The following is an 11,765-nucleotide window of genomic DNA, read 5'->3' as shown; positions in this document are numbered from 1 at the left end:
TGACACTGGCGGACAAGTCCTAGGCGGCCCGCTCCCACGCCTGCTGTGCGGCCGCCGCCATTCCGCCCCGGTGCACCGGCCCGTGGCCCGGCAGCAGGACGTCGGCCTCCAGACCCTTGATGATCTCCAGGGAGGCCACGGCGCGGGCCCGCTCGTGGTGGAACATGTCCGGCAGCAGCTGCGGTCCCCTCGCCCGTGACGTGGGATGGCCGCTGACCAGCGCGTCCCCGGAGATCAGGACACCGGCCTCGGGCAGGTGGAAGACGCAGTGCCCGTCGGTGTGGCCCGGCGTGTGCAGGGGCTCGGGGCGGCCGGGCAGGTCGAGCGGGCCGGTGCCGGGGAAGGCCGTGGGAGCGGTGACCGGGTGCTGCTCGGTGCCGCCGGAACGCAGCGCGCGCACCATCCACGGCAGCACGCCGGGCCGCCAGGCGTTGCGCAGCACCTCGCCGACGGTGACCTGCTGGAGGAACTCCCGGCGGGCGTGCGGCACTTCCGCCTCGTGCAGATGGACCGGCGTGCCGTGCGCGGCCCGCAGGTACTCGGCCGAGCCCAGGTGGTCGTTGTGCGCGTGCGTGATGAGCACGGCCGCCACCGCCTCCGGCGAACTGCCCACCTGGGCCAGCGAGTCCAGCACCAGCTGCCGGTCCCCGGGGTACCCCGTGTCGATCAGGGTCACGGCGTCCCCGTCGGTGAGGATCACCCAGTTGGTGTGGGAGCCGTGCACCAGGTAGGTGCCGTCGGTGACTTGGCGTACGTCCGCTCGCATGTGTGGTCCCCCCGTGGTGAGATCGCCGGCCTTCGGCGGACAGCAAAGCAGATCATGGGGCCGGTGGGGAGAGCGGCCCGCCTCAGCGCACGCCGTGCGGGCGGAACTGGATGCTGATGCGCGGTCCCGTGGCCCGGGTGCTCTTGGGGATGCAGTGTTCCCAGGTCCGCTGGCAGGAGCCGCCCATCACGATCAGGTCGCCGTGGCCCAGTGGCCGGCGCACGGTCGGGCCTCCGCCGTGCGCCGGGCGCAGCAGCAGGTCACGGGGGGCGCCCACGGACAGGATGGCGACCATCGTGTCCTCCCGTGAGCCCCGGCCGATCCGGTCCCCGTGCCAGGCGACGCTGTCGCGGCCGTCGCGGTAGAAGCACAGCCCGGCGGTCGTGAACGGCTCGCCCAGTTCGTCGGCGTAGTGGGCGGACAGCGCGTCGCGGGCCTCGGCGAGTACGGGGTGGGGCAGCGGGTCGTCCGCGCCGTAGAACGCGAGCAGCCGGGGGACGTCGACGACGTGGTCGTACATCGTGCGGCGCTCCGCGCGCCAGGGCACCTCGGCCGCCAGCTGTTCGAACAGGGCGTCCGCCCCGGTCAGCCAGCCCGGCAGCACGTCGATCCAGGCGCCGGCACCCAGCTCGCTCCGGCGGATCCCGTCGAGGGAGCCGAGCCGCAGCTCGTCGGTCTGGTCGAACAGGGAGCCCTGGAGGTGCGTGGACATGACTCCAGCGTAAACCCTGAATCGAAAATATGTTCCATGTGGATGTACGTCGGAGGTCGTCTGGCCCTTTCGATACACAGACGTATTCGATACATTCGCGTATCGAACGGAGGTGGTGATGGCGACGCAGCACACGGCCCCGCGTGTCACCCGGCGGCGGGTGCGCACGCGAGCGAACCTGCTGGACGCCGCCTTCGCCGTGTTCGCGGCCAAGGGTTTCGGGCGGGTCTCCATCGAGGAGGTCTGCGAGGCCGCCGGCTACAGCCGCGGCGCCTTCTACTCCAACTTCTCCAGCCTCGACGAGCTGTTCTTCGCGCTGTACGAGCAGCGCGCCGACCTGCTCGCCGAGCAGGTCGCCGGCGCCCTCGTCCAGGACGGCCCCGACCTCCATGTCGCCGCCTCGGTCGACCGGGTCACCGAGGTGCTCCTGCTCGATGTGGACTGGCTGCTGGTCAAGACCGACTTCCTGGTGCACGCCGCCCGCGACCCGCAGGTCGCCCACGCCCTGCTCGAACACCGCACGCGGCTGCGGCAGGCCATCGCCGACCGGCTGGCCCGCGCCACCGCGCGCACCCCGCTGCCCGCCGTCCTCGGCGACGCGGACGGCGCCGCTCACGCCGTGGTCGCCGCCTACGACGGCGTCACCACCCAACTGCTGCTGGACAAGGACGTCGAGCACGCCCGCGCCTGGCTCAAGCAACTCCTCACCGCGCTGCTCACGGACGGCAGCGCGGTCCCCGGACAGTGAAGGGAACGCGCGCATGGACGCGGACGTCATCGTGGTCGGAGCCGGACTCGCCGGCCTGGTCGCGGCACACGAACTGACCAGCAGGGGCAGGCGCGTCGCCCTCGTCGACCAGGAGAACGCGGCGAACCTCGGCGGGCAGGCGTTCTGGTCCTTCGGCGGACTGTTCCTCGTCGACTCCCCGCAGCAGCGGCGCCTCGGCATCAAGGACTCCTTCGAGCTCGCCTGGAGCGACTGGCGGGGCAGCGCGCAGTTCGACCGGCTCGCCGACGAGGACTCCTGGGCGGTGCGCTGGGCACGCGCCTACGTCGAGTGGGCCGCGGGGGAGAAGCGGTCCTGGCTCACCGGGCACGGCATCGACCTGCTGCCCACCGTCGGCTGGGCCGAGCGCGGCGATCTGCGCGCCGACGGCCACGGCAACTCCGTACCCCGCTTCCACATCGCCTGGGGCACCGGCACCGGCGTCGTCGAGCCGTTCGCCGACCGCGCCCGGCAGGCCGCGCGCGACGGGCTGCTCACCTTCCACCACCGCCACCGCGTCGACGAACTCGTCATCGAGGGCGGCGCCGCCCGCGGGGTGCGCGGCAAGCTGCTCGCCGACGACGACGCCCCGCGCGGCGTCGCCTCGAACCGCGAGGAGACCGGCGACTTCTCCCTCACCGCCCAGGCCGTGATCGTCACCACCGGCGGCATCGGCGCCAACCACGACATCGTCCGCCGCTACTGGCCCGAACGGCTCGGCACCCCGCCCGCCGAGATGGTCACCGGCGTACCCGCCTACGTCGACGGCCGCATGCTCGACATCAGCGCCGAGGCCGGGGTGCGGCTCGTCAACCGCGATCGCATGTGGCACTACACCGAGGGCCTGCAGAACTGGAGCCCGATCTGGCCCGGTCACGGCATCCGCATCCTGCCCGGCCCGTCCTCCCTGTGGTTCGACGCACTCGGCCGCCGCCTGCCCGACCCCTGCCTGCCCGGATACGACACTCTCAGCACCCTGAAGCACCTGCGCACCACCGAGGACATCGCCGGATACGACCACTCCTGGTTCATCCTCACCCAAAAGATCGTCGAGAAGGAGTTCGCGCTGTCGGGCTCCGAGCAGAACCCCGACATCACCGCCAAGGACAAGGGCGCCGTGCTGCGCGACCGCCTGCTCGGCAAGGGCGCGCCCGGCCCGGTCGCCGACTTCCTGCGGCGCGGCGCGGACTTCGTCGTCGCCGGCACGCTGGAGCGGCTGGTGGAGAAGATGAACGCCCTCACCGACAAGCCGCTGCTCGACGCCGACGGCATCCGCCGCCAGATCGAGGCCCGCGACCTTCAGATCGCCAACCCCTACAGCAAGGACTCCCAGGTCCAGGGCATCCGCAACGCCCGCCGCTACATCGGCGACCGCCTCGGCCGCGTCGCCACCCCGCACCGCCTCCTCGACCCGGCCGCCGGACCCCTCATCGGCGTGAAGCTGCACATCCTGACCCGCAAGACCCTCGGCGGCATCCAGACCGACCTGGACTCGCGCGCCCTGGGTCTGGACGGCACGCCGATCGACGGGCTGTACGCGGCCGGTGAGGTCGCCGGATTCGGCGGGGGAGGGGTCCACGGCTACAACGCGCTGGAGGGCACGTTCCTCGGCGGCTGCCTTTTCTCCGGGCGCGCGGCGGGACGGGCGGCCGCGGCGCAGACCGCGTGACGGCGGGGCGGCCCGCGCTCGCGGGCCGCCCCGGGCGTCGCCCGATCCCTACCGCTTCCCCTTCAGCAGCCCGAGCAGCACCGCCGCGTGGGACTCGCCGGGCGCCTTGGAGGCGGTCAGCAGCGTGACCCGCCCCCGGCGGGTCAACGTCCGGAGGTGGTCCAGGAGTTCGGCCGCCTCCGGCTCCGCCAGCTCCGCCTCGTAACGCTGCCGGAACTCCTCGTAGGAGCCCTCGCCCGCGTGGTACCAGCGGCGCAGTTCCGTCGACGGGGTCAGTCCCTTGGGCCACTCGTCGACGTGCGCGGCGTCCTTGGCCAGGCCGCGCGGCCAGAGCCGGTCGACCAGGACACGGACGCCGTCGTCCGGATCCGGGGGCTCGTACACGCGACGCACACGGACGCTCATCTGCGGCCCTTTCTGCGGGGGCGGTCGCTGCGAGCGTAATGCGGGCCGCCCGGGCGACGCCGTACGACGTGGCCTGAACGAGGGGCGACCGGGCGGCCCGCGGCTCCTACGCTGAGGCCCGGTTGATCACCCGGCACCCCACAAGGAGCGCACGTGAGCCGTTCCCGCCAGCCCGCCAGACGCATCGCCCCCCTCAGCAGGTCCCGCCGGCCCTCCGCCCTCACCGTCTCCCTCAGACGATCCCGGCAGCAGCCCGCCGGACACGCCGCCTCCCGGAGCCGCGCCGCCTCCCGGAGCCGCGCCGCCGTCCTCGCCACCGTCCCCGTCGCCCTCGCGGCCCTGCTGGCCACCGCCACGCCCGCCGCGGCCGGCACGACGGGAGCCGCGGACGTCGGCGACCCCTACTTCCCGCTCGCCGGAAACGGCGGCTACCACGTGAGCCACTACGACCTGACGCTGCGTTACGACATCCGCGGCCGCCACCTCGACGGCCGTGCGGTCCTGTCCGCACGAGCCACGCAGCCCCTGACCCGGTTCGACCTCGACCTGAGCGGCCTGAACGTCACCGGCGTCACCGTCGACCACGCCGGGGCCGCCCACCGGCGCGACGGCCAGGAACTTCTCGTCACCCCCCGCCACCCGCTGCGCCCCGGCCAGAGGTTCCGCGTCACCGTCACCTACAACGGCACGCCGAAGCCGGTCACCGACCCCGACGGCTCGCCCGACGGCTGGATCCCCACCGACGACGGGGCGTTCGTCGCCGGGGAACCGCAGGGCGCCATGACATGGTTTCCGGCCAACAACCACCCCCTGGACAAGGCGTCGTACGACTTCACCCTCACCGTCCCCGAGGGGCGCACCGCCGTCGCCAACGGCGTGCTGCTCGGCACCCGCACAGCCCGCGGCGCCACCACCTTCCGCTGGCACCAGGCCGAGCCCATGGCCGCCTACCTGGCCACCGCGACCATCGGCGCGTTCACGGTGCGGCAGTACACCACCCGCGACGGCATCCGCGTCTATGACGCCGTCGATCCGAGGGAGGCCGGCGCGGCAGCGCCCGTGCTGAAGCAACTGCCCGCGGTGCTCTCCTGGGAGAGCGGCGTCTTCGGGCCGTACCCCTTCCGGGCCGCAGGCTCGATCGTCGACCACGCCCCGGACGTCGGCTACGCGCTGGAGACACAGACCCGGCCCCTGTACGACTCCGCGCCGGACGTGGACACCCTCGTCCACGAGACGGCCCACCAGTGGTTCGGCGACTCCGTCTCGCTCACCAGCTGGAAGGACATCTGGCTCAACGAGGGCTTCGCCACCTATGCCTCCTGGCTGTACGACGAACAGCACGGCGGCCCCAGCGCCCAGCAGACCTTCGACACGCTCTACGGCAGCCCGGCGAGCGACCCTGTGTGGGCGTACCCGCCCGCCGACCCAGGCGGCGGCGCCCGCATCTTCGGCACCCCCGTCTACGCCCGCGGCGCCATGGCCCTGCACGCCCTGCGCCGCGCCGTCGGTGACCGCGCCTTCCCGCGCGTCCTGCGCGCCTGGGCGGCCGAGCACCGGGCCGGCCACGGGACGACCGCCGGCTTCATCGCCCTCGCCGAGCGCCTGACCGGCAAGAACGTGGGCCCTTTGCTCCACACCTGGCTGTACGCCCCGGGCAAACCGGCCCGGCCCCAGCGGGACGGGACCGGCCCTGGCGGCGCGGGACCTTCCTGATTTCCCGCGGGCCTCACGGGTACTCCGTCGGCCTGGACGGCGAAGAGGGAGGTCCGGCCATGCACGAACGGGACGACCTGCCGGTCCTGCGTACGCTCGCCGAGCTCACCGGCCTGGTGGACGACAACCGGCGGCTGTACGTCCGCTGGTCCAGGGGGCCGCGGACCGACCTGGGAAAGACCTCCAGCACCGACGAGCTCACCGGCGTCCCCATGCCGGGGCTGTCCGCCAACCCGCTCGACGTCGAGCGGTGGTGGGAAGGCCGCCCGCTCACCCTCTGGGTCGCGCGTCGGCTGTACGACTACGCGCATCTGCCCCATGAGAAAGGGCCGGGCATCCGGCCCTGGGTGCTGCAGGGGCACGAGACGGGGCGAGGGCCCGACAACGAGCCCCTGGTCGTCGACGTCCGCCCGATGTGCTGGATCGACGCCGCCGTGATCGACGAGGCCCGCACCGAAGTGGAGAGACAGCACCACGACTGGGGGCCGCTGGACCGCACCGGCCGCCGTCGCGGTTCCTGACCGGAGCCGGGCGGCCGCGGCCGCCGGTCAACGGCCGGAGCCGGGGCGGCCGCCCGTGCGCTCTCCTATCCGGACTTGCGGCTGCCCGCCCGGCGCCGCAGCCTGCGGCGTTCCGTCTCGCTGGTCCCGCCCCAGACGCCCAGCGTCTGGTCGGTGTCCAGCGCGAACCGCAGGCACGGCTCCTGGACCGGGCAGCCCCGGCACACCGCCTTCGCCTGCTCGGCCTGGACCAGCGACGGCCCGGTGGTGCCGATCGGGAAAAAGAGGTCGGGGTCCTCGTGGCGGCACGCGGCGTGCTCTCGCCAGTTGTCCATCAAAGTCACCTTCGATTGCATCGACGGCTTGCGTGGTCTTGCGGATGATTCACTCGCCTTCGGGTGACCGGTCGATGCTCGGGTGAAACACCCCATTGTTCACCGCTCGTTGAGGGCGGCCACCCGCAGGGGGCGCCGGTCAGCCGCGGAGCGTCGCCGCGGCCCTCGCCGCGACCGCGCCGGCGACGGCGGCCAGCGCGGGGGAGTCCAGCCGCCACTGCTGCCAGTACAGCGGCACGTCCACCGCCTGCCGCGGCGCCAGCTCGACCGCACGCCCCGCCCGCAGCAGCGGTCCGGCCTGCGCCTCGGGCACCATGCCCCAGCCGAGCCCCGCGGCGACCGACTCGGCGAACCCCTCCGACGTGGGCACGTGGTGCCGCAGCGCGCTCGCACCGCCCCGGCCGCCGCGCAACTGTCGCACGAAGCCGTCCTGGAAGTCGTCGCGCCGGTCGAAGACGATCACCGGCGCCTCGGGCAGGACGTCGTGCAGCGGACCGCCGGCCAGATGCCGTGCGACGAACTCCGGGGAGGCCAGCGGCAGATACCGCATCCGGCCCAGGAAGCGCACCGAGCATCCCGGCACGGCGTCGGGGGAGGACGTCACCGCCGCCATCACCAGGCCCTCGCGCAGCAGCGCCGCCGTGTGGTCCTCGTCCTCGCGGCGCAGCTCGAAACAGAGCCGCAGCTCCTCGGGCACCCGGGTCAGCGCGCCCAGGAACCAGGTCGCCAGCGAGTCCGCGTTCACCGCCACCGGCACCCGCACCGGCTCCCCGGCCCCGCTCAGCCCCAGCTCCGCGTGGGCGTCCCGCTCCAGCCGGGCCACCTGGCGGGCGAGCCGCACCAGCACCGCGCCCGACTCGGGTGGGCCGCACCGGCTTGGTGCGCAGCAGCAGCACGCGCCCGGTGCGCTGTTCGAGGGCCTTGACCCGCTGGCTGACCGCCGAGGGCGTCACCCGCAGGGCGGCCGCCGCCGCGTCGAAGGTGCCCTCGTCGACCACCGCGAGCAGGGTGCGCACCTGATCGAGGGGAAGCTCCGCGGTCATCGTGGCATCACGAGCGCTAATGATACGTAAGAATCTTTAGCTGTACGCCCGGTGATCGCTTCCGTAGCGTCGGGGTCATGCCCAGCTCTCTCAGCGCCGCCGCCGCGGGTTTCGGCACCGGCCTGTCGCTCATCGTCGCCATCGGCGCCCAGAACGCCTTCGTCCTGCGCCAGGGGATCCGCCGGGACGCGGTCCTCGCCGTCGTCGGCATCTGCGCCCTGTCCGACGCGCTCCTCATCGCCCTCGGTGTGGGCGGCGTGGGCGCCCTGGTCGTGGCCCTGCCGGGCGCGCTCACGGCGGTCGCCTGGGTCGGCGGCGCGTTCCTGCTGTGCTACGGCGTCCTCGCCGCCCGGCGGGTACTGAAGCCGGGGTCGCTCCAGGCGGAGGGGGACGCGGCGGGGTCACGCCGCCGCGCGGTGCTCACCTGCCTGGCGATGACCTGGCTCAACCCGCACGTCTACCTCGACACCGTCTTCCTGCTGGGTTCGATCGCCGCCGACCGCGGACCGCTGCGCTGGACCTTCGGCCTCGGAGCCGCCCTCGCCAGCCTGTGCTGGTTCACCGTCCTCGGCTTCGGCGCCCGCCTCCTCAGCCGTCACCTCGCCCGCCCGTCGGCCTGGCGCGTCCTGGACGCCCTGGTCGCCGCGACGATGCTCACGCTGGGTGCGTCGCTGATCGTCGGCAGCTGACCCGGGAGCCGGTCGCCCGGCGGTGCGCACAGCGGGTGCTGCGATAGTGAACCCCGGCAACAAAAAGATGTAGCGACCATCCAGGGAACCCGTGGACACCAGCGACAGCAGCACCGAAGAGAAGGAAGAGCCCCGCACGGCGGCCCCCGCGCCGGGGATGCGCACGGGCTGGCGCCGATGGGCGATGGACACCCGTCCGCTGCGCCGCCCGGCCTACCGGCGGCTGTGGTCCTCGACCATCGTCACGGCCGTCGGCAGCCAGCTCACCGCCGTCGCCGTGCCGAAGCAGATCTACGACATCACCGGCTCCTCGGCATGGGTCGGCTACGCGAGCCTCGCCGGACTGGTGCCGATGGTGCTGTTCGCGCTGTGGGGCGGCGCGGTCGCCGACACGGTGGACCGGCGCCGGCTGCTGCTGGTCACCAACACCGGTATCGCCGTCACGTCGGTGCTGTTCTGGGTGCAGGCCGCGATCGGCGTGGACTCCGTGGGCGTGCTGATGGTGCTGCTCGCCGCCCAGCAGGCGTTCTTCGGACTGAACTCGCCCGCCCGCAACGCCTCCATCGCCCGCCTGGTCCCGGCCGGGGAGTTGCCCGCCGCCAACGCGCTCGGCTCCACCGTGATGCAGACCGGCCTGGTCGCCGGGCCGCTCCTCGCGGGCGCGCTGATCCCCGTGATCGGCCTGCCCGAGCTGTACCTCGTCGACGCCCTCGCCCTGTGCGTCACGCTGTGGGCGGTGTTCCGGCTGCCGGCGCTGCCGCCGCTCGGTCAGGCCGCGGCCCGGCGTGCGGGTGTGCGGCAGATAGCGGAGGGCTTCCGCTACATCTCCGGGCACAAGGTGCTCCTGCTGTCCTTCCTCGCCGACATCGTCGCGATGGTCCTCGGCATGCCCCGCGCGCTCTTCCCGCAGCTCGCGGCCCAGAGTTACGCCTCCTACGGCGAGGGCCTGGCCCTCGGCCTGCTGTTCGCGGCGATCCCGGTGGGCGCGGTGCTCGGCGGGCTGTTCTCCGGCACGTTCTCCCGCGCGCGCCGGCACGGGTGGATGGTGATCGGCGCGGTCGTCGCCTGGGGCGTGGCGATCACCGGCTTCGGGCTCAGCGGCAACCTGTGGGTCGCGGTGCTGTTCCTGGCGGCGGCGGGGCTCGCCGACATGATCTCGATGGTCTTCCGCGGGGCGATCCTGCTCTCGGCCGCCACGGACGAGATGCGCGGCCGTATGCAGGGCGTGTTCACGGTCGTCGTCGCGGGCGGCCCACGCCTGGCCGACGTCCTGCACGGCACGGCGGGCTCGGCCTTCGGCCCGCGCACCGCTGTGGCGGGCGGCGGCCTGCTCGTGGTCACGGTCATGCTCGGGCTCGCGCTGGCGATGCCGGCGCTGCGGCGGTACCGGATCTGACCGGCCGGGGCAGGCGGCCCCCACGGGGTCCGGTCCCGCTAGCGCGTCCGGCGCATCGCGTACTGCTCCATCAGTTTGTTGCGGGTGGTCTCCAGCCGGTGGGCCAGGATCTCGGCGACGATGCGCATGAGCGACAGGCCGAGGGCCGGTTCCTCCTCGCACAGCCGCAGGACCGGCTGCGCGTGGAACTCGTAGGCCCGTACCGGGCTGAATGCCTCCGCGCCGAAGTCCCACTGGTACGGCGGGAACAGCCAGGACCAGCCGAGCAGGTCGCCCGCGCCCAGGGAGGCGACGGTGACCCGCTGGATGGACGTCACCTGCTGGGTCAGGGAGACCGAGCCGGAGCGGACGACCCAGAAGCGGTCGGCCCGCCCGCCCGCCTCGAAGATGCGGCTGTCCTCCGGGAAGGACACCTCATGGGCGAGTTCCATGAGGTGCCGACGCTGGGGCGGGGGCAGGGCGGTCAGCAGTTTCGTCGCTTTGGTCATGGCGCGGGGCTCCTCGCCGGCGAAGGGTTCCGGTGCTTTCCCTACGCCCATTTCAGCCGCTGCCGGGCTCGAAGGCACCTCGGCGGACGGCGTAATTCGATGGCAACGCCGCTGCGAGCGCGGTGTGCGGGCATGAAGAAGCCCTGGCTGGACGGGGGAAGCCAGCCAGGGCCGCAAAGGGTGGCGTACGGAGGACTGCGAGGGTCGACCCCGTCACCACGTATGGATGAACCGTAAACCATCTCGCGAGGAGATGCCCAGCCGAAACCCGGTCACGTGACCTGTTTCACTTCACCACCCGCACGGTCTCCAGCTCGGGGTCACCGGGATCGGGCAGGTACATGCCCGCCTCCAGCCCGGTCCGCAGATAGCGCAGCACCGGTTCCGTGAGCCGCTCAGCGGGCAGCACCGCCGGGATGCCCGGCGGATACGGCGTGATCATCTCGGCCGCGATCCGCCCCGCCGCCCCGGCCACCGGCACGTCCTCGGCGCTCCCGAAGAACGCGTCGCGCGGCAGCGCCACCTGCTCCAGCCGCAGCTCGCCCGGCGACGGCACATCCACCTCGGGCGCGTCCCGCAGCCCGGGCGCGACCCGCGCGAGTTCCTTGAGCGCGCCCAGCAGTTCCCCCGTCGTCTCCCGGTCGTCCCCATGGGTGATCTGGGCGCCGATGCGCCGGTGGTCGACCAGGTGCATCTCCACCTCACGCTGCTCGCGCAGCCAGTCCGCCGCCCGGTACCCGGTGACGCCGAGGCCCGAGATGTCGATGATCGTCGGCAGTGGGTCGAAGTCGTCGGCCGGACCGGCGCCGCAGAAGTCGTCCCGGTCGTTGACGTGCAGCCCCTCGATCTCCTCGATGGCGCCGCGCACCTCGGCGGCCAGCGCCAGCGCACCGCCCATGATCTCCGGGCCGCGCAGCGCCATCTGCCACCGCCAGCCGTCCAGGCCCGCGTAGATCAGCACCGACGGACTCGTCGTGCCCAGCAGGTCCGAGCGGTTCTTCAGCAGCTGCGGCGGCACCAGATCGCCCTGCACATGGAAGACCGACCCCTGCTCGAGACCGCTGCCCATCTTGTGGATGCTCGTCACGCAGATGTCGACGCCCGCGTCCATCGCCGAGGACGGCAGATCCGGGTGGAAGGGGAGACGGGAGCACCTCCCGTACGGCCGGGTCGGCGCCGCGGGCCTGCTTGTGGCCGGGAGGGGTGAACGACAGGCGGCCCCGGCGACGGTGGTCGACCAGGGCCTCAAGGACCGGTGCACGAGTGTGATCAGCTGACATGGG

The 11,765-nt window shown here is 73.1% G+C and carries 11 protein-coding genes and 2 pseudogenes; 6 read left to right on the top strand and 7 right to left on the bottom strand.

Going from position 1 to position 11,765, the window contains the following annotated elements; all coding sequences use genetic code 11:
* Positions 1 to 19 precede the first annotated feature (19 nt).
* The gene (locus AC0B9F_RS13315) at positions 20 to 766 is read right to left on the bottom strand and encodes an MBL fold metallo-hydrolase (protein ID WP_472001915.1); all 747 of its coding nucleotides are present in this window, start codon (positions 764 to 766) and stop codon (positions 20 to 22) included.
* A gap of 82 nt (positions 767 to 848) precedes the next feature.
* Complete coding sequence (locus AC0B9F_RS13310) at positions 849 to 1,478, bottom strand: alpha-ketoglutarate-dependent dioxygenase AlkB family protein (protein WP_472001913.1); 630 nt, start codon at positions 1,476 to 1,478, stop codon at positions 849 to 851.
* Between the two features lie 118 nt (positions 1,479 to 1,596).
* Here AC0B9F_RS13310 and AC0B9F_RS13305 point away from each other — a divergent pair, with 118 nt between their 5' ends.
* Entirely contained in the window at positions 1,597 to 2,226 is a 630-nt protein-coding gene (locus AC0B9F_RS13305) for a TetR/AcrR family transcriptional regulator (RefSeq protein WP_472001911.1), read from the top strand.
* Positions 2,227 to 2,239: 13 nt separating this feature from the next.
* Entirely contained in the window at positions 2,240 to 3,913 is a 1,674-nt protein-coding gene (locus AC0B9F_RS13300) for an FAD-binding dehydrogenase (RefSeq protein ID WP_472001909.1), read from the top strand.
* A 48-nt stretch (positions 3,914 to 3,961) separates the two neighbouring features.
* On the opposite strand, the gene AC0B9F_RS13295 is transcribed toward AC0B9F_RS13300, so the two are convergent.
* On the bottom strand, positions 3,962 to 4,318 hold the full coding sequence (locus AC0B9F_RS13295) for a DUF488 domain-containing protein (RefSeq protein WP_472001907.1): 357 nt from the start codon (positions 4,316 to 4,318) through the stop codon (positions 3,962 to 3,964).
* Between the two features lie 339 nt (positions 4,319 to 4,657).
* Here AC0B9F_RS13295 and AC0B9F_RS13290 point away from each other — a divergent pair, with 339 nt between their 5' ends.
* Positions 4,658 to 6,031 (top strand): M1 family metallopeptidase, encoded by a 1,374-nt coding sequence (locus AC0B9F_RS13290; RefSeq protein ID WP_472002149.1) that lies wholly within the window; start codon positions 4,658 to 4,660, stop codon positions 6,029 to 6,031.
* 59 nt (positions 6,032 to 6,090) lie between these two features.
* Positions 6,091 to 6,552 carry a DUF6098 family protein gene (locus AC0B9F_RS13285; protein WP_472001905.1) on the top strand — a complete coding sequence of 154 codons (462 nt, stop codon included), beginning with the start codon at positions 6,091 to 6,093 and terminating at the stop codon, positions 6,550 to 6,552.
* A gap of 65 nt (positions 6,553 to 6,617) precedes the next feature.
* Here AC0B9F_RS13285 and AC0B9F_RS13280 read toward each other — a convergent pair whose 3' ends face one another.
* Entirely contained in the window at positions 6,618 to 6,866 is a 249-nt protein-coding gene (locus AC0B9F_RS13280) for a WhiB family transcriptional regulator (RefSeq protein ID WP_472001903.1), read from the bottom strand.
* A gap of 139 nt (positions 6,867 to 7,005) precedes the next feature.
* A pseudogene (locus tag AC0B9F_RS13275) lies at positions 7,006 to 7,909 on the bottom strand (LysR family transcriptional regulator ArgP).
* A 77-nt stretch (positions 7,910 to 7,986) separates the two neighbouring features.
* On the opposite strand from AC0B9F_RS13275, the gene AC0B9F_RS13270 reads away from it, so the two are divergent.
* Both AC0B9F_RS13270 and AC0B9F_RS13265 read left to right on the top strand, forming a co-directional pair.
* On the top strand, positions 7,987 to 8,598 hold the full coding sequence (locus tag AC0B9F_RS13270; RefSeq protein WP_472001901.1) for a LysE/ArgO family amino acid transporter: 612 nt from the start codon (positions 7,987 to 7,989) through the stop codon (positions 8,596 to 8,598).
* A 91-nt stretch (positions 8,599 to 8,689) separates the two neighbouring features.
* A complete protein-coding gene (locus AC0B9F_RS13265) occupies positions 8,690 to 9,994 on the top strand; it encodes an MFS transporter (RefSeq protein WP_472001899.1) in 1,305 nt (434 codons plus the stop codon).
* Between the two features lie 38 nt (positions 9,995 to 10,032).
* Here AC0B9F_RS13265 and AC0B9F_RS13260 read toward each other — a convergent pair whose 3' ends face one another.
* Together AC0B9F_RS13260 and AC0B9F_RS13255 are read right to left on the bottom strand one after the other, a co-directional pair.
* Positions 10,033 to 10,482, bottom strand: coding sequence for a cyclic nucleotide-binding domain-containing protein (locus tag AC0B9F_RS13260; RefSeq protein WP_472001897.1), 450 nt, complete (start codon positions 10,480 to 10,482; stop codon positions 10,033 to 10,035).
* Positions 10,483 to 10,768: 286 nt separating this feature from the next.
* Positions 10,769 to 11,632 (bottom strand): annotated as a pseudogene (locus AC0B9F_RS13255) (Orn/Lys/Arg family decarboxylase); the annotation flags it as partial.
* Between the last annotated feature and the right edge of the window lie 133 nt (positions 11,633 to 11,765).

The sequence above is a fragment of the Streptomyces sp. NPDC097129 genome, from assembly GCF_055668065.1.
Note: the sequence above shows the minus strand (reverse complement) of the source record. Positions and strands in the feature narration are given on the sequence as shown.